Source organism: Oceanispirochaeta sp. M1 (assembly GCF_003346715.1).
Lineage (GTDB): Bacteria > Spirochaetota > Spirochaetia > DSM-2461 > DSM-2461 > Oceanispirochaeta.
Genome location: NZ_QQPQ01000028.1, coordinates 23,818 through 49,225, shown reverse-complemented (window position 1 = coordinate 49,225; position 25,408 = coordinate 23,818). Strand labels below are relative to the sequence as shown.

The window sequence follows — 25,408 nt, the reverse complement described above, 5'->3', positions numbered from 1 at the left end:
ATGGTTCCACTGTTAGAGCTCAGAGGTGTAACTAAAAGGTTCGGGGGGGTGCAAGCCCTCAGTCAAGGAGATTTTGTTCTTAATAAGGGCGAAATTCACTTTCTTGTAGGAGCCAACGGTTGCGGTAAAAGTACCCTCAGTAAAATTATTGTATGTGCCCTTGAAAAAGACGGGGGCGAGATTTTCTATAAAGGCGAGACTCTTAAACTTACAAGTCCGGCGGAAGCCCGTAAAGCGGGGATTGCCGTAGTATTTCAGGAATTGAGTCTTGTTCCTGACTTAACTGTTCAGGAAAATATGTTTCTGGGGAGTCAAAATCAGGGAACCCTGGGTTTTGTCGATTCAATATCTCAGAAAGAGATCTGTGAAAAGGCTCTCAGTCGCTTCAATGATGTCCTTTCTCAGGATATTGGCCCTGAAACTCCTGTGACCCACCTGTCTGCGGATGAACGGCAGATCGTTGAGATTCTAAAGGTCCTTATCCGGGAACCGGAGGTCATTATTCTTGATGAAGCGACTTCATCACTCCATGCTGCACAGGTAGAGATCCTTTTTGACATAGTCAGAGAGTTGAGGGATAAAGGATGTTCCATCATTCTTATCTCACATAAAATGAAAGAGCTTTTCGAGATAGGCGATAGAGCCACCATCATAAGAAATGGTGTAACCGTCGCCACTGTAGATTTGAAATCAACAACACATGATGAAATTGTCACTCATATGGTGGGTGAAGAACTTTCATCTTCTCAAAAAGAGGAGAGAGAGATCAGTGATCATGTACTTCTTGAAGTTAAAAACCTCAGTGCCCAGGGCTTGAAAGATATAAATCTCTCTCTCAAGAAAGGAGAAATCCTCGGTTTGAGTGGACTGCAGGGACAGGGACAGTCTGAACTTCTATTGACTCTTTTCGGGAACTCTCCTGATTTTAGAGGGGAGGTCTTGCTGGATAATAAACTTATGGGATTAAAATCTCCCGGTCACTGTATACGGGACGGTTTTTCTTATATCTCCGGCGATAGAAAAAAATACGGTGTATTTCAGATCAGATCAATTCTGGAAAATACAGTGTTGGCTCATATTAGGAAAAAGGGGTTCCTTTTTTTCAGTAGAAAAACACTAAAGATATCAGTTCTGCCTATATTGGAAAGACTCGGTCTTGTCTATGACAGTCTGGATCATTCCATCTCAAATCTGAGCGGTGGAAATCAGCAGAAGGTTATAATTGGCCGATGGCTGATGACCAATCCCAAGATAATACTGATGGATGACCCCACAAAAGGGGTGGATATAAAAACTAAAGAAGAGCTTTATACCTTGATGAAAGAACTTTGTGATGCAGGAGTTTCAATCCTTTGGAATTCCTCGGAAGATCAGGAAATCCTGAAGAATGCAGACAGGGTCCTGGTTCTGAATGAAGGCAGAATTGTTGATGAGCTCAGTGGGGAAAGATTAAGTGAATACGAACTCTATAAAGCCGCAATGGCTTAAAATAGATTGGAAGGAACGCTTCCGGAAGACTCCCTATTTACTGGGAATTGTGATTGTAATAATTCTTATGATCCTCTTGGGAATTCGTAATCCGAAATATTTGAGAATTGCTTCTCTGACAGTAAAGCTGAAGTCATGGATGCCATTATTATTTGCATCCTTCGGGCAGACCTTTGTCATTCTAACAGGGGGTATCGATCTTTCCCAGGGAACTATGATTGCCCTTGTAAATGTTATTGTTGTTCAGCTGGTGATGTATTTTGAAGGATCTATGCTGGGGATCATCATTGCCGTATCTGTCGGCCTTCTTGTGGGAACCGCCGCAGGGATAATTAATGGATTAATTTTAACCAGGCTGAGACTTCAGGCTCTTATTACAACCTATGCAACGGGAGTCATCTGGAGAGGTCTGGCTCTGGCAGTTATGGGAGAACCGGGAGGTCAGGTTCCCATGAGTTTTTACCATTTTTTTTCAGGTAAATTCCTATATATTCCGGTTGCTGTGTACTTACTTGGTTTTTCTATACTTCTGTATGTCTTTCTGCTGAAGAGAGGGACGGTCACAGAACTCAAAGCTGTTGGAGGATCTACAATGGCCGCCTTTGAGTCCGGTGTTAATGTAAATTCAAAAAAAGTCATGGCATACGGGATCTGCGGATTTTTTACTTCTCTGGCAACCCTGGCCATTATCGGCGAGACTATTTCAGGGAGTCCTCTTGCGGGTACGGGCTATGAACTTGAAGCCATCAGCTCCGCTGCCATCGGAGGAGCGAGTCTTTCAGGAGGATTCGGAAGCCCTATTGGAAGTCTTTTTGGTGGAGTCATAACCCGCCTGATAAATGATGTCATTTTTTTCTATGGTATAGATGTTAAATACCAGCAGTTGATGCAGGGAGTCATTATTATTCTTGCTCTATCCTTCGGATCTTTGCTGGCTCGGTCTTTGAGCAGGAGAGATAAATGAGTTCTAATAATATATTATCCAGACTTAAAAATCCTACAGTCATAGCCGCCGGCATCGCAGTTCTTCTGCTGATCATCGGCGAGATGAGAGCTCCCGGATTTGCAAGTTTTTCTCAGATTATTAATATGCTGACTGTTGCTTCATTCCTGGGAATCGTAGCCGCCGGGCAGAACCTGGTAGTCCTATCCGGAGAGGGAGGGATTGATCTTTCTGTTGGTAAAGTTGTTACTCTGGGAGCCATTATAGGCGGAGCCATAGCCAATGGTATGGATTCAGGTGTTCTTACGGCTTTTGCGGTGGTTATGATAGCTACATTTTCTGTTGGTCTACTGAACGGCATCGGAGTGACTCTTATTGGAATTCCCCCTCTTATTATGACTCTCAGTATGGGGATTGTTGTTGAATCGATCAGTCGTTTTATAACGGGGGGACTTGCTGTAAAAGGGGCAACCCCTTTTATGCTTATGGTCGTCACAGGGCGTTTTCTGGGCATCCCCGGTATTGTTTATATCTGGATTCTATTTACCATCCTGTTCATTTTGTTTCAGAGAAATTCGCAGTTTGGAATGAGCCTGTACACTATGGGCAGCAACAGTAAAGCAGCACGTTTGTCGGGAGTGAATGTCAAATGGATCAGAATCCTCACATATGGACTGAGTTCCATGCTTGCCGGTCTAGCCGGATTCCTGTACCTGGGATATCTGGGATCAATCTATAATATCTCTCTTGGAAATAAATATAATCTCTCTTCTGTTGTTGCAGTTGTGGTGGGAGGGGTCTCTCTTGCGGGTGGGAAAGGCGGTTACCTAGGCGTGGCTGTCGGTTGTATTCTGCTGCAGTTTCTCGAGAGCTTTCTGACTGTTCAGAGCATTCCACCGTGGGGAAGAGAAATTGTTATGGGAATAACACTCCTGGTTCTATTGACTGCCTATGCACGGGAAACCAAGCTGCGCCAGTAATATAAAGAGCCGGTAATTGAAAGTAAATGAGTAATTTTATTAAGGAGATCATCAACTATGACTTATGATAAAAGCGTAGCGGTAATAGGATGCGGATTTATAGGTCCCGTTCATATAGAGGCATTGAGACGTTTGGGAATAACGATCAAAGGTGTATTGGGAAGCAGTCCTGAAAAGTCAAAAAAAGCCGCTGAAGCCCTGGGACTCGGGGTAGGATATGATTCTCTGGATGATCTTCTTAAGGATGATGAAATTGGCGCTGTCCATATTACATCTCCCAATAAATTTCATTTTGAACAGACAAAAAGATGCCTGGGAAGCGGTAAACATGTGATGTGTGAAAAACCACTGACCATGAACTCATCTGAATCGGCCCGCCTGGTTGAAATAGCTTCAGACAGCGGTTTGATCACCGGGGTGAACTACAACATTCGTTATTATCCCCTTAACATCGAATCAAAAATCCGCGCCGGAAAAATGGGAGCTATCCATGAAATCTATGGCGCCTATGTGCAGGATTGGCTTCTGGAGAAGACTGATTACAACTGGCGCGTACTATCCGATGTCAGCGGCCCTCTCAGGGCTATCGGCGATATCGGTACACATTGGCTGGATTTGATCTGTTTCATAACAGGCAAAACAATCGATTCTGTCTGCGCGGATCTATATACAATTCATCCTGTCCGAGAGCGTCCTGTGGGAGAAGTGGAAACATTCTCCAATAAAAAAGCATCAAACCTTGAAGAAGTTCAGATTGATACGGAAGACGGTGGAAATGTGCTTATCCGCTTCACCGACGGCAGTCGCGGAAGTCTCAGGGTTTCTCAGGTTGCGGCAGGAAGAAAAAACAGGATCAGCTATGAAATCTGCGGTGCTGAAGAGACAATCGCATGGAATGGCGAGTCTCCCAACAGTCTCTGGATCGGTAAAAGAGATGAGATGAACAGTAGGTTGATCAAAAATCCCGCTCTACAGTCAGAAGAAGCTAATTACTTTACCAGCTATCCCGGAGGTCATGCAGAAGGTTTTCCTGATAGTCATAAGCAGTGCTTTAAGGCTTTTTATGATGCCATACTCGAGAATAATCCCCCCGTTCCTCACCCCAGCTTTAAAGACGGTCATAAAGAAATGCTTCTTTGTGATGCAATATTAAAGAGTGCCCGGGAATCCAGATGGATAAAAATCAATAAATAAAGGAAGGATAAAATGATTGAATTAGGATTTGCATCTGCCATCGTACCAGATTTAAATTTTGATGCTGTAATAGATAAGGCCTCAGAAATCGGTTACTCCTGTGTCGAAGTAATGTGCTGGCCCAAAGGAAAGGCCGAACGAAGATATGCAGGAATTTCCCATATTGATATGGATACCCTGAATGATGAAGAGATTAGCCGTATTCAGGAAAAATGCCGGGCAAAAGGGGTCAGTATCAGCGCTCTGGGTTATTATCCCAATCCCCTTGATCCCGACATGGACGCTGCTGAACAGGCGGTAGATCACATTAAAAGTGTCATACGGGGATCTGCCCGACTGGGTATTGGCAAAGTAAATACATTTGTCGGTAGAGACTGGACAAAATCTGTGGAGGATAACTGGCCCCGTTTTCTCAGTACCTGGAAAGACATCATATCAGTAGCGGAAGAGTTTAAAGTACAAGTTGGAATCGAAAACTGTCCTATGTTCTTTACAGACGATGAGTGGCCCGGTGGGAAAAATCTTGCAACTACTCCGGTTATTTGGGAAAGAATGTTCAATGATATTCCCTCTGATTACTTCGGATTAAACTACGATCCTTCCCATTTCGTCTGGCAGCAGATGGATCATGAAGCTCCTTTGCGGGACTTTTCTGAGAAAATATTCCATGTTCATGCCAAGGATGTCAGGGTAGACCGTCACAGCTTGAACCGCGTTGGGATTATGGCCAATCCATTGGAATACCATACTCCTAAACTGCCGGGAGCCGGAGAAATCAATTGGGGCCGTTTCTTCTCGATATTGGGAGATACGGGATATGATGGACCGGTTTGTGTAGAAGTTGAAGACCGGGTCTTTGAGGGAAGCGATGCAGCACGAATCAAATCTCTTGAGCTCTCATACAGATACCTGAAGAATTTTATAGCATGAGTAAGAAAGAATTTATAAATACAATAGAGCATCAGGGAGGGAAAATCCCTCTGGATTTCGGATCAGGACCGACAACGGGTATTCACTGCAGTGTCATAAGAGATCTGCGTCAACATTTCGGACTGGAGAATAAACCCGTTAAAATAGTTGAATCCTATCAGATGCTCGGTGAAGTTGATGAAGAGTTGAAAGGTATTTTAGGGATCGAAACTGAATCGGTAGCCCCCAGGAACGGAATGTTCGGTTTTGCCAATGAAGATTGGAAAGAGTGGAAAACTCCCTGGGATCAGGAAGTGCTCGTTCCCGGCAAGTTCAACACTGATGTTGAAGATAACGGTGATATTCTTATTTATCCAGAAGGGGACAGAGCTTCCAAACCCAGCGGTAGAATGCCGGCCAGTTCCTATTTCTTTGACAGTATTATCCGCCAGGGTACTTTTGATGAGGATAATTTGAAGCCTATGGATAATCTTGAGGAATTCGGACTCTGGGGACCGGAAGACATGGACTATGTAAGCAAAGAGGCGGATAGAGTCAGAGATCTGGATCGTTATGTCCTGGCTAATCTTGGTGGGACTTCACTTGGTGACATTGCTCTTATTCCGGCACCTTTCCTGAAGAATCCAAAGGGAATTCGTGATATTACGGAGTGGTATATGTCCACGGTCATCCGTACTGATTATATTCATGAAATATTTGAAAAACAGTCTGATATTGCTCTGGAAAATCTCAAGATGGCTTTTGCGTGCAGTGGTACAGCCTTTGATGCAATTTATCTCTGTGGAACGGATTTCGGTACCCAGAATTCAACATTCTGTTCGGCCGATACATTCAGGGCACTCTGGATGCCCTACTATCAAAAAATGACTGACTGGATTCATAAGAATACGCACTGGAAAGTGTTTAAACACTCCTGCGGGGCGGTTTCTTCATTTTATCCTTTATTTATTGAAGCGGGCTTTGATCTGATCAACCCGGTGCAGATCTCTGCAGAGGGAATGGATCCACGAATACTCAAATCTGATTACGGCAGAGATGTGGTCTTTTGGGGCGGTGGAGTGGATACTCAACAGACGCTTCCATTCGGCAGCCCTGAAGATATCAGGAAAGAAGTTCTGGAAGGGTGCAGAATCTTTTCGGAATCAGGCGGTTTTGTTTTTAATGCTGTTCATAATGTTCAAGCCGAAACACCTGTTGAAAACTTTATTGCGATGATTGACGGTTTGAATGAATACAACAGAATTTTTAATAATTCTTTGAATGAATAGCCCTTGTTGGGCAGATATTAATAAATAATGCCTCCAAATATAAGTGTATTAAATCAGCCCTGTAATCAGAAAATATCAAGCACATTTGTGACTTGAAAATCTGTCTTTCCAGATGGAATCAGCAGACTTTTTTTATATATGGTGGGAGAAACGTCGAATCTCCTTTTGAAAGCCCTTCTGAATGAATGGGCACTTCCATACCCTGTATTTTCTGCTATCGAATCGATTGTATTGCTTCTGGTTTTGAGTAATTCGCAGGCTTTTGTCAGACGAAGAGATTCAAGATATGAAGCAAATGACTGTTCGAATGAATCATAAAAAAAATGATACAGATAGGATTCCTTATAGCCTAATTGATCTGCAACAGCATCCAGATTAAGATTCTGATCTGAGTAATTTTTATCAATATATTTCAGGATTGTTTCTTTTAGATTTTGCAATTCTGTGTTGTTCAGTTCTGTTACTTTATGTACCAGCCGGGTGAACAGTTCCCTAATTATATTAAATTTTTCAATGGCTGATGTCGGTGATGATATTGTGTGTGTATCAATGGTACTCTTGTTATTATCCTGATATTTCTCATTAACTCTTATCAACGTATTCTGGAGTGTTTTGAGAAGCTGATTCATCATAAAAACTGAAAGGTTTCTCTTCTCAAAGTTCTCCCTATATATTACATCAAGAACTTCATTCATTTCATTAACTTGACCTGTTTTGATGTAAAGTATCAATCGGGATTCAAGATCAATATTGTATAGGAACACATCGGACCTTTGGGGTCGTTCATCGAAATTGCATATGGGCTTGTCCTTACCTATTGTAAGCATATAAGCCATTCCCTGAGAGGCCTCCTGATAAGATTTACATATGTCATTTATTTTTTTCTGGGATCGACCGCGTGACAACAGGATATTTATGCTGTTGTCCAGCTTCAGCCTCGAATGAAGTTGGGTCATATTTTTTTTCAATTGCTGAGTCTCTGATTCACCATAAATCCAAACGATATGTTCTGTATCAATCTGTAGAAAGTATCCCTTCTCTGAGAAAATATTCTTCCAAGTATTGATAATAACAATCCTTACAAGATCTTTTTCGGCAAGAATCTCATCATTGAGGTGTGGTCCGTAACCTTCTATGAAAATCAGAATTACATTATAAGGAGGATTGCCGAGTTCAATTTCATTATATTTCAACATGGCATCCATATTGCCTGAAAAGCTATTTTTACAGTTCAGCAACTTTTCAAGAAATGAGTTTCTGCTAAGTGGTATCTGCATTTTTTTGTAATCAAACAATTCTTTATTACTCTGAATGAGGTTTGTCATACCGGTTTTTATTATATCGAGATCATTGCCCCCACAATTGATATTATCCAATTGTTTCCTGGCGATATCTGATAATTCCAATACCGGTTTACTATTTCTATAGCTGAGATAGAGGGCGGATAGTGTTCCCAGAATTAATAAGAAAACAGTTATTGTTAAAATTATTTTCTCAATATATGAAATCTTTTGATCGATGTAGGTCGAGGGTAAAATGGATAATATTCTAAAGCCGGCTATTTTCGATGTTGTTTGAGAAATCAGCCATTTTCTGTTTTCAATTTTAAGGTTTTCAATGGAGGTTCTTTCACTGGATAATAATTCCAGAGGATCCAGGTTTAGTTCTGTATCTCCAAATGTAGCCAGCAATGAGTCACTGCTGTTAAAGAGATATACGCAGCCCATTTCTTCCCGATTTAGTCTCATAAGGAGAACTCCCAGTTTTTCAACATCAATGAAGCCCATAATATTACCCTTGAAATGCTTTCGGCTGAAAAAGGGAACAGACTGTATGAATGGAATAACTTCGTGAACGTTACCCGCAAAAAAAACATTTATTGCCGGAAGAAACGAGTAGTGGTGATAGGAGTTTAATATTTCCTTATTCCATTGTTCATATGTAAGATCTCCAAATTTAAAAAAATAATCGTAATCATTTTTAATCTCGGTATGAACTCTTTCGGTTGTAATTATAAAATCGTTTGCACGGGAATATACCAGCAATTCTTTAATAAAATCTGTGTTGATTGTATAAGAGTGAATTTCATAAGAGGCGAGCATCACTTTGAAGAAATCGGATGATCCCGAAGAAGGGGTTTCTGTATTCAAAAATGAATTTACATCGTTGTTCATTATCAAACGATTAATTGTGTAGTCAATATTTGCTAATTCCTTATCCAGTATCTCTATACTGTCCTCAAGGAACTGCTTATTTGAAAGAATGATATCGGATTCGACCATCTTCGCAGTGCTCATATATATTAAAACTGATGAAACGATTGGAATCAGAAGAAATAAAAGGTAGGAAATAAGAAACCTGTGAATAATTTTATGCTTTTTCATTTATCCCTCCTTTCGTGGAATTCTATCATGAATAAAACAACGATAGTGAAAAAATAAAAATTGTACTTTGTCTTAAAAAATGTACCTCCTCCAATAATACGCTTTGTACCTCTGATAAAAAATTGTCCCTTTGACGATGAGAAAAGCAGGCATACACTTGCAACACATGGACTTATATTTCAGGAGGATTTTTTGACAGATTTAAGAATTGCGGGACGGAAGGCAAAAAAACATTGGCAGTTTTATGTTATAATTCTTTTACCGCTACTCTATTTGATTATTTTTAAATATATACCAATGTTCGGTCTTCAAATCGGATTTAAGCAGTATAGAGTTTCTAAAGGAATTTGGGGAAGTGAATGGGTCGGTTTGAAGAATTTTATAAGGTTCTTCTCCTCACCTTCGAGTATGCAGATAATCTGGAATACCATATCCCTGAGCCTATATAGCATTCTAATCTCATTTCCCTTTGCCATTATACTTGCCGTTGCTCTCAATGAGGCTGCAAGTAAACGTTATAAGAAATTTACTCAGATGATTACCTATATGCCTTATTTTATTTCTACAGTAGTCCTTGTTTCCATGATCATACAGTTTACTGATACAAGGATGGGACTGGTAAATCATTTTATCGGGCTATTCGGAATGAAACCGGTCAATTTCATGGCAAAACCAGATCTCTTCCGCCATATTTATGTCTGGACTAACGTCTGGCAGACCACGGGTTACAATGCCATCATTTACCTGGCCGCTCTCACCACTATTGATCCGCAATTGTACGAGGCGGCGAAAGTCGATGGGTGCTCGAGAGTTCAAAAAATCTTGCACATAGATCTTCCTGGAATACAGTCTACAGTAATAATTCTACTCATTCTCAATATGGGCTACGTCATGAGCATCGGGTTTGAAAAAGCTTATCTAATGCAAAACGGGCTTAATCTGCAAACATCGGAAATCATCTCTACCTATATTTACAGAATCGGACTGATCAATTCTGATTTCAGTTTCTCTACGGCTGTGGGATTTTTCAACTCGATTATTAATCTGGTTCTGCTGCTGACAGTAAACAAACTGGCCAGAAAAACAGGAGAAACAGGATTATGGTAAAAAATAAAAAAATAAAACAGCTGAAATCGGACAGGTTTTTTGATCTGGTAAACAGCATTTTCCTTGGATTCTGTGTTTTGTTAGTCTCTTATCCACTCATTTACATCCTAAGTGCTTCCATCAGTGATCATAGAGCTGTGGTATCAGGAAAAGTATGGTTTTTTCCAGTGGGATTTGATCTAACTGCCTACAAGGCCGTATTTAGTAATAAAATGATACTTAGTGGATATTCAAATTCAATTTTTTATATGATAGTTGGTACCGCTCTGAGCGTGTTTCTTACTATTCTGGCAGCTTTTCCTCTCTCTAGAAAAGAGTTTTACGGCAGAAACATCTTTATGGGAATATTCCTGTTTACGATGCTATTCTCCGGTGGTCTTATTCCAACATACCTGGTTGTTCAGAAATTAGGAATCATTGACACCAGGCTGGCCATGGTCCTTCCCAACGCCATGGGTATATGGAATGTGATCGTCACCAGAACCTATCTGAAATCCACTATTTCCGATGAACTCTACGAAGCGGCGCAGCTCGAAGGTTGTTCAGATATCAAATTTCTCTTTTCATTTGTAATACCCCTGTCTGGGCCTATCATCGCTGTCATGTCACTCTATTATGCCGTTTGGATATGGAATGCCTATTTTGATGCTTTGATTTATTTGAAAAGCCGGGAACTGTTTCCTCTGCAGATCGTGCTGAGAAATATTCTGATTCTCAATCAGACAGATGGGGGAATGGTAAAGGACATAAGCGTTATGGCCCGTAAACAGGGGCTGGCAGATGTCCTGAAATACGCACTGATCGTTGTGTCCAGTGCCCCTTTGCTTATAATTTATCCCTTTGTTCAGAAACATTTTGTGAAAGGAATCATGATCGGATCTGTCAAAGGATAAAAATATTTATTTTATTTAGAAGGAGTTTTTTATGAAAAAAGGGACCATTGCAATGATGATTTTTATTGCGCTGGCTATTGTGTCTCCGGTATTCAGTTCAGGATCTAAGGAAATAGAAGAAGGTGGAAAACAAGAGAAAGAACTGACTTTTTTGACTGTTGAAGCCGTTTATATCGAAGATTATGACACAAATGATTTTACAAAACACATGGAAAAAAGGTCCGATGTAAAAATCGATTGGGAGACAATACCTGAACAGGCAATGGAAGAAAAACTGAATCTGGTTTTAGCCAGCGGTGATTATCCCGATGTCTTTTTTGGTCTCAGCTTCACTGATGATAAGCTTTCGCTGTATGGTACAGAAGAACAGCTGCTAATGCCTCTCAATGATCTGATAGATCAGCATATGCCGAATCTTAAAAAAGTGCTTGATTCTATTCCTGGTGCCTGGGGTGCTATAACCAGCCCTGATGGTAAAATCTACGGATTACCTTCATTTAATATTTGCTACCATTGTGAAAATGCCAATAAGATGTGGGTCTACAAACCGTGGTTGGATACACTAGGCTTGGAGATGCCCAGGACTACTGAAGAATACGAAGAGATGCTCATAGCCTTTAGAGATCAGGATCCCAACGGAAATGGAAAAAATGATGAGATCCCTTACGCCGCGGCTATTAAAGCCTGGCATGCTACTGCGGACCTTTTTCTGTTGAATTCTTTTGTCTACACAGATATCGATTCCAGAATAGATGTTTCACCCGAACGCTACATTGGATTCTATGTTGATAAGGGAGAAGTTAAAACAAGTGTCGATACCGATGGGTACCGTGACGGACTACGTTATCTCAATAAACTATACAGCCAGGGACTGATCTTTCCAGGATCATTTACTCAGGATGGTTCTCAGCTGGTTCAGCTTGTTGAGGGAAGCGATGAACCCGTAGTAGGTGTAACAACAGGAGGATGGGGAGGTGTATTCTCAGATTTCGGTGGTGAGCGATATAGTAATTTCAGACCCCTCGAACCACTTGAAGGTCCCAATGGTGTACAGTACACACCTACCTATCTATCTGCACCGATTCCCGGTAGTTTCGTTATTGCTGCATCTTGTGAATACCCTGTGGAAGCCGTTCAGTGGGTAGATTATCTCTACTCTACAGAGGGAACGCTTCATGCTAGAAATGGTCTTGAAGGTGTTAACTGGAGATGGGCCGTAGACGGTGAATTGGGGCTCGACGGGGAACCGGCCATATGGAAGCAGCTGATTCCCTGGAATGATACAGATCCTCAGAATGAGTCATTTCTAGAAGTCGGTCCTCGCGCCATGACCAGCGAATTCAGATTGGGACAGGTAACTGAACAGGATCTGGATATGTATGGACAGGACGGGATTGAAAAAATGCTTTTCGAATCCACAAAGGACCTATATAAGCCTCACGCCGATGCTTCCATGGCTCTTCCCAGATTAAAATTCCTCTCTGATGAAGTTTCAGAGTTCGCGACCATAAGAACCGAATATGCCAAATATGTGAAGCAGTCTCTAATACAGTTCATCGTAGGAGATTTGGATATTGAATCAGACTGGGATACCTATATTACCAATCTAAATAAACTGGATCAGGCTGATTTACTGGAAGTTTCCCAGAAAGCCTATGACCGTCAATTCAAGTAAAAATATCAAATAAAAATATAACCGCTTTCCAGAAATACGGGAAGCGGTTTTCCCATTGGAGAAAGATTCATGAAAGAACTATCCTATCGCCAGATACATATGGATTTTCATACAGGAGATCAAATCCCCAGAGTGGGCAATGAGTTCAAAGGAGATGAATTCGCTTCAATTCTGAAATCGGCAGATGTCGATTCTATCACCTGCTTTGCTCGTTGCCATCACGGCTGGCTTTATTATGATTCAAAAAAGTTTCCAGAGCTTGTACATCCCAGTCTGGAACAGAGAGACCTTCTTAGAGAACAGATCGAGGCATGTCATAAAGAGGGAATACGAGTACCCATCTACACGACCATTCAATGGGATGGGAAAATGTCCTACGAGCATCCCGAATATTGTGTTGTTACTCCTGATGGAGCCATAGATGGATATAAGCCTCATGAGCCAGGTTTTTATTCATTTCTCTGTGTCAACACAGCTTATCGGGACTTTTTGAAAGAGCATTTAAAGGAAATTCTCACGACATTGCCAGTTGATGGAATCTTTATGGATATAGTCCAGGAGCGCGACTGTTCCTGTAAGTCCTGTATGGATGGGATGAAAGAGAGGGGATTTGATGTTCTGAAAAAAGAGCAGAGGATGAAATATGCCCATATTATGCTGAGAGAGTTCAAAAAAGAAATATCATCATTTATACGCGAGTACAATGATGACTGCTCAATCTTTTTTAACGGATCCCATGTAGGTCCCGGAATCAGAGACTCTCTCGGTTCTTATACTCATCTCGAAGTGGAGTCTCTCCCATCAGGCGGGTGGGGTTATACTCATTTTCCCCTGGTTTCCAGATTTACGAGAGGACTGGGAAAGGAGTTTGTCGGTATGACCGGAAAGTTCCACACCAACTGGGGTGACTTCCACTCATATAAAAATAAGGCGTCCCTGGAATATGAGTGCTTCAATATGCTCGCTCAGGGTGGAGGTTGTTCAATCGGTGATCAGCTGATTCCTTCGGGAAAAATCGATCGGGTAGCTTATGATCTGATCGGATCAGTGTACAAATCAGTGAAAGATAAAGAACCCTGGTGCAGAAATGCAGAATCTTTGGCGGATATCGGTGTTTTTAATCTGGAAGAATGGTCTGTGGGAGAAAATCCAGCAGCAATGATCGGTGCTCTGCGGCTTCTCGAGGAACCGGGATTGCAGTTTGATCTTATTGATAGTCTATCAGACTTTAAGAAATACAAACTTATTATAATGGCGGATCTGGTTCCTGTCGATGTGACACTGAAAACAAAGCTGCAGGCATATCTGGACAACGGTGGAAAAATTCTTGCTTCCTTTGAGTCTGGTTTGGTGGCTTCGGGAAAAAAATTTGCTATGGAATCTTTTGGCATAGAAAAAATCGAAGTCGACGATAGAGACTGGAAGGGAGATAAATCATCCGGAAAGGATTATCATACCAATGACTACTGCGATTTTATAATCCCTGAAGGGGAATTCTTCCGTGGATTGCCGAAAGTGGAACACTCTATGTATATTCGCGGTTTGTCGGTTAAGGCCGGAAAGAATACAGAAGTGCTTAGCAATACAGTTAAACCCTGGTTCTATCGGGACCCTGATCATTTCTGCGGCCATCAGCAGACATCTTCTTCAGGAGAAATAGGTACACCGGCTGTTACCTATGGAAATGATATCCTGTATTTCTCTCATCCCGTGTTTACAATCTATCGTAAGAAGGGACCTCTCTGGATTAAAAAAATGGTATCAAATGGGATTGAAAAGCTGATTAAACCCAGAATCTCTCATGACGGTCCTTCGACTCTCAAGGTCATGGTCAACAGGCAGACACAAGAAAGACGATGGATAATTCATCTCCTTCATTACATACCGGAGAAAAGGTGTGAGCAGATTGAAATTATTGAGGATATCATTCCTCTGTATAATATTTCATTGTCTCTGCTGTCAGAACACCGGCCTCTTGATATTACAGTTGTTCCTGAGATGAAAAAAGTTGAATTTACTTACGACTCCCATAAGGCAGATTTTTCAATTTCGAAGATAGAAGGTCATTGTATGGTAGAAGTCAAATATGGTGATTAGTAGTCAAATGAAAATAGAAGAGTTTCTGATTAAGGTTCAGGTCCGAACATTAGCTCCTTTCTGTTAGCATAGCTCCGAATATTCCTATGTTACCGAAAATCTGAATTAAAGCTCACGACTCTGTCATGTCAGCAGTTTCTCCCTGTCGTTGTATTCTCAGTATAAAAGGTATTGCCATTAACAAAAGAAAAGAGCCTGTGATATAGGATAGTCCAATGGAATAAGCCTTTGAGAGGTAGCCTAGGGAAGGCTGGCCAATTATACCACCGCCATTCCCGATAAGTGAGTCAAAAGAAATAACAGTTGCTCTCTGTTCTTTAGGAATTAACTGGTGCATGAAACTTTGTTTTATAGGCATAAATAGTCCCAATGCAGCCATAAATAAGAAAAGGAATGATAAAGCAGATATGAAAGTGCTTGAGATTCCGATTCCCGCAGCAAAAACAACTGCCATTGATGCCGATGCGAGCATTATGGTGGTTCTCTTTTTAACTCTTGCAATAAGGGGGTTCACCAGAGAATTGCCTAGAATCTGTGCAAGAGCAATTGAGGCCGCAACGAGACCTGATATCCATACTGCCTCTCTATTTCCTATAAAATCCAGTAAGTAGGGTTGTGACGCATAAAAACCCCACATCATAAATGCAGAATGGAAAAAAGAAACGATCATAAACAATCTGAGGGTTTTATGATTCCAACCTGCATCCAGGGAATCTTTTGTGATCCTCTTCAAATGGTTCATAAAGTTTTTGCTTTTGCCAAGAGGAGTAAATCCCTGTTCCTTCATGAAAAATGAGGCGAATATAAATAACAGGACTAAGGCTGTTGCCCTGGCAATATAGGGTATTTGAAGATTAATATACCCCATTCCACCACCGGCTATGGTTCCCAGTATCATCATAATTCCAGATATAGACGCAGCTCGGGAAAAGATACTGTCCAGAGGACCTGTGTATCCGGCGGCATGAAGCTCATCAACAACCCAGGCTTCAACAGCACCGGAATAAAAAGTGAAACCAAGGCCAAGGATAATCGAAAAAATACAGAAAAATAGTAATCCTCCATTGAATTGAGATACTGCAACATAACCTATGGTACCCAGGAATAGAATGATGGTTGAAACAAGAAAAGAAAACCGGCGTCCTTTTGTATCTGCAAAGACTCCAGTTGGTATTTCAAAGAGTGTCATACTGGAAGTAAATACTGCATTGGCAATAAACACTTCAAATATATTTAAACCGGAATTAAGAAGAAACAGAGTATTGATTCCCCAAATAAATGAGGCTGATAATGTATATAAACTGCTGATTATATAGAAACTATATTTGACCTGCTTTATATTCGTTTATATCACTCCTGATAATTCTTACTTCATCTGTTAAATATAATTCAATATCACCTGTATCATCTCCTTTTTGTTTTCATGTCGGATGTATAACAGGCAGTTTTATGATATACCGTCGTGCAATGTAATATGAAACCGGACCTATTAAAAGAAGAGAGATCGAAAGGGCTCCGAATATTCCCTGGATGCCGAATAGCTTTGAACCGACGTATGCCATTGGTATATAAAGCAGGAACATCTGAATAAGGCTGATCAAGGCTGCCTGAATAGGTTTTCCTGTAACCGACAGGCTTGTTATTGAAAGATCCATTATACTTCTGAAGAAATACGCTATTGGTACAATGCTTAGATATATTATAATAACCTCTATTACTTTTTCATTTTTATTGAACAGACCCCCGAGAAAGCCGCCGTTTAATAGAAGAATGATATAGATAATGATGCCGTAAAACAGTGAGAATAATCCGCTGAGCTTAAGACCCTTCAGTACGCGATTTTTATTACCTGCACCGAGGTTCTGTCCGATAAATACAGGTATTACCGAACTCAATGCCATAACAGGCAATAGAGCAAACATCTCAAGCTTTCCGGCTACTCCGAATCCGGCCACCGATTCGCGCCCATATGAGGCAATTAAGCGGATGATGATAGCTGCTCCCAATGGAATAATCATCTTCGAAAGGGCATTCGGTATGGCCACAAATAACAGTTCTTTCCATACCTCAACTATCTTAGATGGATTTGCAAAAGATATGATTTTTTCACGCTTAATCAGTACCCATAGGGCGACTGTAAATGTTATTCCCCGGGCTGCAACGGTGGCAATTGCTGCCCCTCGGACTCCCAGTTCAGGAAAAGGGCCGATTCCAAAAATTAATAGTGGATCAAGAATTGTATTTACTATAGCCGCGATCAGCATTACCATCGAAGGAATCTTTGTATCACCAAGACCTCTGATTGCAGCATTTCCTACCATGGGAATGACAACAAATACAGCTCCAAAATACCAGATTCTCATGTATTCTTTGATGACCGGCAGAGTCTGCTTATCGGCGCCAAGTGCTCTAAACAGCGGTTCAATTGTCAGCTGTCCGAGTAATACAACTAAGATGACTATCAATACTGATAGCCCGAGGCCCCAGCTGATTATATTTTTCAACTTAGTTCTGTCGTTTCCTCCGGCGGCCTTTGACACAGCTGCAGTCATTCCGACTCCCAGTCCGTGAGAAACACTGCTTACTACGAGAATAACAGGGAAAGTAAAAGAGAGGGCTGCAAGTTCAACTGTTCCCAGTCGGCCTACAAACAGAGTATCCATCAAATTGAAGATACTCATTCCTAAAATTCCAAACATCATGGGTGCGGCAAGGCGCAGCAGTACGGATGCTTCTTTATCATTTGTGATCATAATGTATCTGTCAGTCAATATAATTCCTTCTTTTCTTTCACTTCGTGATGTATGTTATTCAGCATTAAACCGAGCAGTTTAAGAGATTGATCGCATTCTTCCGAAGTCATACCCTCTTGAAGGATGTCTCTTGATCCTTTCAGGATCGTTTTTATTTCAGGAAGTATATCCCTCCCTTTTTCAGTCAGATAAAGGTTATAGAATCTCTTGTCCTGTATGTTCTGTTTCTGGACGATGTATCCCAGTTTTGTAAGTTTACGTACTGCCTTCGCTGTAGTAGCTTTATCAATTGCAAGAAGATCACTTAAATCTTTCTGATTTATTCCTTCATTCTGTACAATGTTTATGAAAAAAAGATATTGTCCGCTCCCGACTCCACTATTAGAAAACTGTCTGTTCAGATAAATCTGAAGATGACGGTAGATTGATGATATGTAATAACCATGGGATTTTGACATATTGACCTCTGTTATAGGGCTGTTAATAAGTAAAAGGTTGCAGGATAGCATGTCATTGCAACTATTTATATTGAATTTAGTAGGTTATTGCAACTATGTCAAGAGATTGTCTATTATCGGATACTCTTGAAGACGGAAAGTTTATGATCTGGATAATCTGCTTCTTTTTTAAATAAAGCCCCAAACCTTCCAGTGCGGGAAGATTCGGGGAAGTATGAAATACAGAGAACAGCTGTGAGTCTGCCGTTCTCTGTTTGAGGAGCTATTTCTGCAGCCTGTCGGTGATCAGTTTGTTTATGAATGTCATAAACATGATGATGATAAACAGTATCCAGGCTATGGCCGAGGCCTTTCCGAAACGATTAAAGTTGAAACCTGTCGCCAGTAGATAGTAGGCACTGGTCAGTCCGGCATTTTCCGGTCCACCCATGTATTCGTAGCCTCTCATCAGTACGAAGGGTTCTTCAAAAAGCTGCATACCTCCGATGATACTGAGAGACACGGCAAAGAAGATGATAGGCATGAGCAGGGGCACCGTAATATGCCAGTGCATTTTGAATCCCCTGGCACCATCGATGGATGCCGCTTCATAGAGGGATTTGTCTACTGACTGCAGCCCCGCCAGATAGATGATTGTGTTCCAGCCTATAAATCTCCAATTCACCATGATAGAGATACTTGCCTTGATGGCAACCGGGTCCTGAACCCATTTCACACCAGAGCTGTTGAACCAGTTTGTCAGGATGTAATTCAGCCAGCCGTAATTTTGATCATAGAGCTGGGAGAATACCAGGGCGATGACAACGGTACTGGTGATATAGGGCAGAAAATAAAGGATCTTGAAAAAGTCTCTTCCCTTCAGGTTCTCATTGTTCAGCATGATGGCCAGGGGGATGGCAAAGACATGCTGAAGCAGAGAGCCGAACACAAGAAGGATAAATGTTGTATTCAGGGAGTTTTTGAAGAAGGGATCTGAGGTCAAAAGGCTAATATAATTCCGAAGTCCACGGAACTCCTGAGGTCCGGCTACGGTCCATTTGAAGAATGATATGGTTATGGAGTAAAAAATGGGAAAGAGTCCAAAAACCAGAAAAAGGATAATAAAGGGGCTGATAAATATATAAGGAGCGATCTTTTTGTTTGTTTCTACCATGTGAGGCCTCCTAACCTTTTACACTGCCGGCGGTCAGGCCGGAGATTATCTGTTTATTGAATACGACAAACACTATGATGAGGGGCAGCACCGCCAGGAGTGTTCCGAACATCAGTCCCCCCCGGTCACCATCCATCTGCATGAAGAGTTTGGACAGGGCTACGGGGATTGTTGTTTTATCTATATTAGGCAGCATGACAAGGGCTCCCAGAAAGTTGTTCCAGCTGTTGATAAAAGTCATGATTCCAAGGACGGCAATCCCGCTTTTTGAAAGGGGGAAGCCAACCTTGAGGAGTATGCCGAACTCTGTCAGTCCGTCGATCCTTGCTGCATCCAGGAGGGCATCGGGAATGGACGTCTGCATAAACTGAGTCATAAGCAGGATTCCGAAGGCGTTTGCCATTCCGGGTACGATCAGAGGCAGCCAGGTGCCGTACCATTTAAAAAATACCATCATCTTGAAGAAAGGGATAATATTGAGAAATGGAGGAATCGCCATGGTGCTCAACAAGAGGAAAAATATTGCTTTTTTCATCTTGAAATCATATTTCGCCAGGGCAAAACCACCCATGGTACAGAAAAATATGACTGTCACAGTTGATAATAATGCAATTCCCATACTGTTGAAGAAGTTAGTTGGAAAGGGAATATCCTGGAAAAGGGCTACCATATTATCCATCAATGATGATTTGAAGAAAATATGCGGAGGATTTCTATAGGTTTCGGTTCCTGGGACTGTTGCGAGAACAAACATATAGTAGAAAGGGAAACCGAAAATAAAGACAAATAGGGAAAGCAAAGTGTAAAGAGACAGCTTCTTTCCTGATTTGACAAATGATCTGTTGAATTGAGTCATTTTAATGCCTTCTTTTTGATAAGGGGAGGCGCAGTTAACCAACGCCTCCCCTTTATATAAAGTTAATCAACTAGAGCAGAAATACTGGCTAAGGCAGTATTATAAGAATCTTCAATTGATTTGCCGTTCACAAGAACATCCGTAAGTGCGTTTGAGAATACCGACAGTACGGCAGCATCATATTCACTGACAGAGGCACTGGGGATCTCGCTTGCTACTTCCGCATAAAGCTGGCGAATCTTCTGTCCGCCGAAATATTCTACAGGCTCATCCATGATGGGATCATTGAATACAGTTGTGAGAGCGGGGAAGGCATCAATCGTAGTAAATGTAGTGATCTGAGCATTAGCACTGGTACCCAGATATTTGATCACTTCCCATGCCACGGCTTTCTGTTCGTCTGCAACTTTTGCAGGAATGGCAAGATAGGTACCGCCAAGAGCAGCAAGTGTATTCCCCGGCAGTTTTGTGACTCTCCAGTCTCCTGCTGTATCAGTGGCGATCCAGGTCTTCAGGGCACCGCCGAACCAGGCTCCATTAACAGTTGTTACGACGGTGCCGTCTGCAAAACTCTGTGTCCAGGGTCCGGTCCATGCGCCGAGATCACCATCGATTCCAGCCTCGCGTATTTCCTTCACCAGTCTCAAGGCGCCTGTGAACTTTTCCTTGGGTTCAAGAACCTTGCCTTCACTGTTGAACCAGCCCCCTTTACCACCGTTCAAGGGGGTCATGGCCACATCGCTGGCATTGGGGATGGCGAATTGATCATTAACGCCGTCTCCATCTCTGTCCCGGGTCAGTTTTTTACCGATTTCAATATATTCGTCCCATGATGCAAGATTTTCAACAGAAACTCCGGCTGCATCAACAATGCTTTTCCTGTAAAACATTACAGCGGGGGCAATGTCTACGGGGAAGGCAACAAGATGACCCTTACGGGTTGTAGCATTGGACATGGCGAAATCTACAACATCCTTTCCGGCATCAATCGCATTGTAGGGAGCCGCTGCCAGGTTTGTCAGGCCGCCGCCTTCTACAAACTTTGCCACATATCCCACTTCAAGAGCTTCGATATCATTGGTCGCCTCTCCGGCAGCCAGTACGGTTGTCAGCCTGGAGTGATGTCCTCCGAAGTCTGCAGTCTGAAACTCAATGGTTATGTTGGGGAATTTGGCTTTAAAATCCTCTGTAGCCATGACGGCCTGGTAGGCTTTTTCAAGGTCACCATAGCAACCGATACTGAGATTGTAACTTTTTTCCGGATCATAGGCAGGGATCTGTGCAGCCTCTGCACCCTTCTTTTCTTTAGAACATCCGACCATTGCCATTGCCATCAGCAGGCATGCTAAAGCAAGTGATAATCTTCTTTTCATCATTCTTCTCCTCCATTCGAAAACATAAGTTGTTGTTAACAACTATGTGATCTTGTACCCTTTTATATTATTTGTCAATGTTTTTTTTATGCCAAATGATATCTCCCCGGGAATATGTGGGGAGACTGATTATATTAAATTAAATATTTGTGGTCATAAGTATAATAAATATATATAGAGTGGGTATATAAGGTTTTAATTTCTGCTTTATCATTTTGCAGGGCTTACCGTGTTTAATCAGGAATAAGAATTGCATGATGGATAGATTTTATTGACAACCCGCTGACTCCGTGGTATATAGTTGATAGTGAGAACTATATAAGCAGGGGGAGCATCCTATGCCCGAAAAAACCGATTCTTTCTTTTTCAGAGACTTTTCGAGTGAATCTGGAGATGTTACTGGATCTTTTATCAGTGATAAGGGAGAGCGTTATTACAGGATTGAGAATGTCGATCAGATCCAGCCTTTTTTTATGACCCTGACAAGTCCCTCGGATCACTGGCTTTTTGTTTCATCCACCGGAGGATTATCTGCTGGGCGCACAAATCCCGAGCATGCTCTGTTTCCCTACTATACAGTTGACCGAATCACGGAAAACAGTGAAAACACCGGAAGCAAGACTATCATCCGGGTTCAGAACGGTGAGGGTTTTCATCTCTGGGAGCCCCTTTCCGACAGGTATGAAGGGCTGTACCGGATCGAGCGCACTCTCTCAAAGAACCTGAGCGGGAGTAAATTGATTTTTGAAGAGATAAATCACGACCTGGAAATGAAATACAGTCTCCTCTGGACAACATCTCCCCTCTATGGACTTGTCAAACAGTCCCGTCTGACAAACCTTTCCACCCAGAACCGGAAGATCTCCCTGCTGGATGGTATCCAGAATACTCTGCCGGGAAATATAAACTCTGACACACAGATCAGGCTCAGCAATCTGCTGGATGCCTACAAGCGGAGTGAATATGATCTTTCCGCGGGGCTGGGACTCTTCAGCCTGAGTGCCGAGTTGGTAGATAAGGCCGAACCCAGTGAATCTCTTTATGCAAACACATGGTGGCAGCGGGGACTGTCCTCTGAAGCAGTCCTTCTTTCATCCCGGCAGATCTCATCTTTCCGGAAATCCGGTGACGTTAAGGCAGAACGTGATATCAAGGGGAAGCGGGGTGCCTTTTTCATTAAGACTGACCTGACATTGAACGCAGGGGAGGAGAGACAGTGGTATTTCTGTGGTGAAGTGGATCAGACTCACAGCAAAATCTGTTCCCTGAGGCAGTTTCTGAGCCGGGATAGCGAAGAGATCCTTAAATCCCTTGAGGCTGATATCGACAGGGCTACTGAAAAGCTTCTGCAGATCATTGGTCGCAATGACGGACTGCAGATTTCAGGACGGGAAATGTCTGCAGTGCACCATGAGGCGAATGTCCTGTTTAATGTCATGCGCGGAGGCTATCCGGTGAATCTTGAAGAAATCAGCCGTGATAAATTCCTTAAATATTTTTATCAGCGGAACAGAACCCTCCCGGAAGAGGAGATGATTCGCCTGAGAAATCTTCCCAAGTCAATGACTCTTCAGAATCTTCTGGATTGTGCAGCAGCGGCGTCACATCCGGATCTCAAGAGAATTGTCGGTGAATATCTGCCTCTTACCTTCAGCCGGAGGCATGGTGATCCCAGCCGCCCCTGGAACTATTTCAATATTGATCCTGTGTCGGAGGATGGCTCTCCCGAAATTGGCTATGAGGGGAACTGGCGTGATATCTTCCAGAACTGGGAGGCCATGGTGAGATCCTTTCCCCAATTTGCATTCACCACAATCCGTCTTTTTCTTAATTCAACCACAGCAGATGGATATAATCCCTATCGGATAACCAGCAGCGGAGTGGACTGGGAAAAGCCGAATGAGGATGATCCATGGTCTAATATCGGCTACTGGAGCGATCACCAGATCATCTATCTCACAAAGCTTCTGGAAATAGAGGAGGATCATTTTCCAGGACGTCTGCTGGAAATGATGAACCTGGACGAATTTGTCCATGTGGATGTACCCTACCGGATTAAACCACTTCAGGATATTCTGCAGGACCCCAGGAATACCATTGAATTTGATTATGAGAAAGACAGAAAACTGACCGATTTAAAGCAGAATATCGGTGCCGACGGATCTCTTCTGAGATACGCCGAAGGTGAGATCGTTCAGGTCTCCATGGTGGAAAAACTGCTTGTTCTTATACTGGCGAAGATGGTTAACTTTATCCCCGGCGGCGGTATCTGGATGAATACTCAGAGACCCGAGTGGAATGATGCCAACAATGCTCTGGTGGGATACGGGCTCTCCATGGTTACCCTGACCTATCTGGACCGTTTTGTATCTTTTCTTCTCACAATTATGGAGGGATGGGAAGAGAGCTGTCTGCTTCACAAAAATACCCGGGAGCTTTTTACGGGCATAGAGTCTGTGCTTCTGGAAAATGAATGTTCCCTTCAAGATGGATTTTCCGATGAGAGTCGTAGAAACATCCTGATGCAGCTGGGAACTGCCGGCAGTGATTACCGGGATCAGCTGTATTCACAATCCTACTCCATGGAAAAGGTCCAAATTGATTCATCGCGAATATACTCTTTCATGAGTCTTATAAGAAAATTCCTGAAGAGCAGTATTGATGAAAACTTCAGAGAGGATGGTCTTTTCAACTCATATAACCGTCTTAATATAGGTCGGGACGCAGCGGGCATCGCTCATTTGTATGAGATGCTGGAGGGGCAGGTTGCCATTCTCAGCTCTCCCGAACTTAGTGTCGAACAGGCCGTCGGAATACTGGAGAAAATGCCCGTCAGCCCTCTGTTCCGGGAGGATCAGAACTCTTATATGCTGTATCCCAACAGGGATCTGGCGGGATTCCTCAAAAAGAACCGAATAGACGAGAAGGATCTAAAGAATTTCCCTTCTGTGGTAAAAGCTGATTTTCAGAGCCTTGAGGGGGTACTGGAGACAGATGAAGAGGGTCTGAGTCATTTTTCTCCTGATTTCAATAACAACACATTTCTGATAAAGGCTCTGGAAGAGAAAAGAAAAGCGGGATTTTCTATTTCGGATGATCTATTCGATGAACTTCTGGATTTGTATGAGAAAAGCTTTAATCATAAGGATTTTACCGGTCGATCGGGAACCTTTTTTGCTTATGAGGGGCTTGGTTCCATCTACTGGCATATGGTTTCAAAGCTTCTGCTGGCGGTACAGGAAAAACTTGTCACAGCCTGGAAAGATGGAGAGACCGAAGCCTTAGTGAATCTGAAAAAAGCGTATCGAAATATTCGGTCAGGCCTTGGATATCATAAAACACCCGACAACTACGGTGCATTTCCATCGGATCCATACTCCCATACCCCCCTGGGTTCTGGTGCAAAGCAGCCGGGAATGACAGGTCAGGTGAAGGAAGAGGTCGTAACACGGCTTCTGGAGACTGGAGTGCATGTACAGAACGGCCGGCTCCACTTCACTTCGGTTCTTGTGGATGATGAGGAGTATCTGCCTGAAGAGGCGGATTTTATGTATTTCGATATTCATGAGAATAAAAACACAATACCTCTGGGGAAAGAGTCATTCGGATTCACATTCTGCTCTGTTCCCATAATTGCGGGGAGAGGCACCCCTCGTCTGACTGTTCATTTTGCGGATGGCGGGAAAAGAGTATCAGACCAGCTTGTCTGTACGGTAGATGAAAGTCTCTCACTTTTTACCCGGCAGGGTAATGTAGAAAATATTGAGGTTATTTTCCCATATGGGGAGTAGATGAGGCTTCAGCTGGGGGTTCCGGTGGAAGTCACGGCTGCAGGTCAGGGATATTTTTTATATCA

At 42.4% G+C, this 25,408-nt stretch carries 18 protein-coding genes; 11 read left to right on the top strand and 7 right to left on the bottom strand.

The window, feature by feature from the left end; translation table 11 throughout:
- From DV872_RS18125 to DV872_RS18100, 6 genes are read left to right on the top strand one after another with little or no spacing between them, the layout of a single operon-like run.
- Entirely contained in the window at positions 1 to 1,488 is a 1,488-nt protein-coding gene (locus DV872_RS18125) for a sugar ABC transporter ATP-binding protein (protein ID WP_114631365.1), read from the top strand.
- Complete coding sequence (locus DV872_RS18120) at positions 1,454 to 2,452, top strand: ABC transporter permease (protein ID WP_147283206.1); 999 nt, start codon at positions 1,454 to 1,456, stop codon at positions 2,450 to 2,452. Before DV872_RS18125 ends, DV872_RS18120 begins: the two co-directional genes overlap by 35 nt.
- On the top strand, positions 2,449 to 3,411 hold the full coding sequence (locus tag DV872_RS18115; RefSeq protein WP_114631363.1) for an ABC transporter permease: 963 nt from the start codon (positions 2,449 to 2,451) through the stop codon (positions 3,409 to 3,411). Before DV872_RS18120 ends, DV872_RS18115 begins: the two co-directional genes overlap by 4 nt.
- 57 nt (positions 3,412 to 3,468) lie before the next feature.
- A complete protein-coding gene (locus DV872_RS18110) occupies positions 3,469 to 4,605 on the top strand; it encodes a Gfo/Idh/MocA family protein (RefSeq protein ID WP_114631362.1) in 1,137 nt (378 codons plus the stop codon).
- 12 nt (positions 4,606 to 4,617) lie between these two features.
- A complete protein-coding gene (locus DV872_RS18105; RefSeq protein WP_114631361.1) occupies positions 4,618 to 5,535 on the top strand; it encodes a sugar phosphate isomerase/epimerase in 918 nt (305 codons plus the stop codon).
- The gene (locus tag DV872_RS18100; RefSeq protein WP_114631360.1) at positions 5,532 to 6,803 is read left to right on the top strand and encodes a uroporphyrinogen decarboxylase family protein; all 1,272 of its coding nucleotides are present in this window, start codon (positions 5,532 to 5,534) and stop codon (positions 6,801 to 6,803) included. Before DV872_RS18105 ends, DV872_RS18100 begins: the two co-directional genes overlap by 4 nt.
- A gap of 65 nt (positions 6,804 to 6,868) precedes the next feature.
- On the opposite strand, the gene DV872_RS18095 is transcribed toward DV872_RS18100, so the two are convergent.
- A complete protein-coding gene (locus tag DV872_RS18095; RefSeq protein ID WP_114631359.1) occupies positions 6,869 to 9,187 on the bottom strand; it encodes an AraC family transcriptional regulator in 2,319 nt (772 codons plus the stop codon).
- A gap of 192 nt (positions 9,188 to 9,379) precedes the next feature.
- Here DV872_RS18095 and DV872_RS18090 point away from each other — a divergent pair, with 192 nt between their 5' ends.
- From DV872_RS18090 to DV872_RS18075, 4 genes are all read left to right on the top strand, one after another.
- The gene (locus tag DV872_RS18090) at positions 9,380 to 10,294 is read left to right on the top strand and encodes a sugar ABC transporter permease (RefSeq protein WP_230391599.1); all 915 of its coding nucleotides are present in this window, start codon (positions 9,380 to 9,382) and stop codon (positions 10,292 to 10,294) included.
- Complete coding sequence (locus tag DV872_RS18085; RefSeq protein WP_114631358.1) at positions 10,288 to 11,187, top strand: carbohydrate ABC transporter permease; 900 nt, start codon at positions 10,288 to 10,290, stop codon at positions 11,185 to 11,187. The genes DV872_RS18090 and DV872_RS18085 overlap by 7 nt, the downstream gene beginning before the upstream one ends.
- Positions 11,188 to 11,218: 31 nt before the next feature.
- The gene (locus DV872_RS18080) at positions 11,219 to 12,862 is read left to right on the top strand and encodes an ABC transporter substrate-binding protein (protein ID WP_114631357.1); all 1,644 of its coding nucleotides are present in this window, start codon (positions 11,219 to 11,221) and stop codon (positions 12,860 to 12,862) included.
- Positions 12,863 to 12,931: 69 nt separating this feature from the next.
- Positions 12,932 to 14,959 (top strand): alpha-amylase family protein, encoded by a 2,028-nt coding sequence (locus DV872_RS18075; protein WP_114631356.1) that lies wholly within the window; start codon positions 12,932 to 12,934, stop codon positions 14,957 to 14,959.
- Between the two features lie 112 nt (positions 14,960 to 15,071).
- On the opposite strand, the gene DV872_RS18070 is transcribed toward DV872_RS18075, so the two are convergent.
- From DV872_RS18070 to DV872_RS18045, 6 genes are all read right to left on the bottom strand, one after another.
- Positions 15,072 to 16,268, bottom strand: coding sequence for an MFS transporter (locus DV872_RS18070; protein ID WP_370446659.1), 1,197 nt, complete (start codon positions 16,266 to 16,268; stop codon positions 15,072 to 15,074).
- A 112-nt stretch (positions 16,269 to 16,380) separates the two neighbouring features.
- On the bottom strand, positions 16,381 to 17,730 hold the full coding sequence (locus tag DV872_RS18065; RefSeq protein ID WP_199563510.1) for an MATE family efflux transporter: 1,350 nt from the start codon (positions 17,728 to 17,730) through the stop codon (positions 16,381 to 16,383).
- A complete protein-coding gene (locus DV872_RS18060) occupies positions 17,727 to 18,170 on the bottom strand; it encodes a MarR family winged helix-turn-helix transcriptional regulator (protein ID WP_158547041.1) in 444 nt (147 codons plus the stop codon). Before DV872_RS18060 ends, DV872_RS18065 begins: the two co-directional genes overlap by 4 nt.
- A 262-nt stretch (positions 18,171 to 18,432) precedes the next feature.
- Positions 18,433 to 19,323: a carbohydrate ABC transporter permease gene (locus DV872_RS18055; protein ID WP_114631353.1), complete on the bottom strand. Its 891-nt coding sequence runs from the start codon at positions 19,321 to 19,323 to the stop codon at positions 18,433 to 18,435.
- 10 nt (positions 19,324 to 19,333) lie between these two features.
- Positions 19,334 to 20,179 carry a carbohydrate ABC transporter permease gene (locus tag DV872_RS18050; RefSeq protein ID WP_114631388.1) on the bottom strand — a complete coding sequence of 282 codons (846 nt, stop codon included), beginning with the start codon at positions 20,177 to 20,179 and terminating at the stop codon, positions 19,334 to 19,336.
- 62 nt (positions 20,180 to 20,241) lie between these two features.
- Positions 20,242 to 21,552 carry an ABC transporter substrate-binding protein gene (locus DV872_RS18045; RefSeq protein WP_158547040.1) on the bottom strand — a complete coding sequence of 437 codons (1,311 nt, stop codon included), beginning with the start codon at positions 21,550 to 21,552 and terminating at the stop codon, positions 20,242 to 20,244.
- Positions 21,553 to 21,890: 338 nt separating this feature from the next.
- Here DV872_RS18045 and DV872_RS18040 point away from each other — a divergent pair, with 338 nt between their 5' ends.
- Positions 21,891 to 25,343 carry a hypothetical protein gene (locus DV872_RS18040; RefSeq protein WP_114631351.1) on the top strand — a complete coding sequence of 1,151 codons (3,453 nt, stop codon included), beginning with the start codon at positions 21,891 to 21,893 and terminating at the stop codon, positions 25,341 to 25,343.
- Positions 25,344 to 25,408 lie beyond the last annotated feature (65 nt).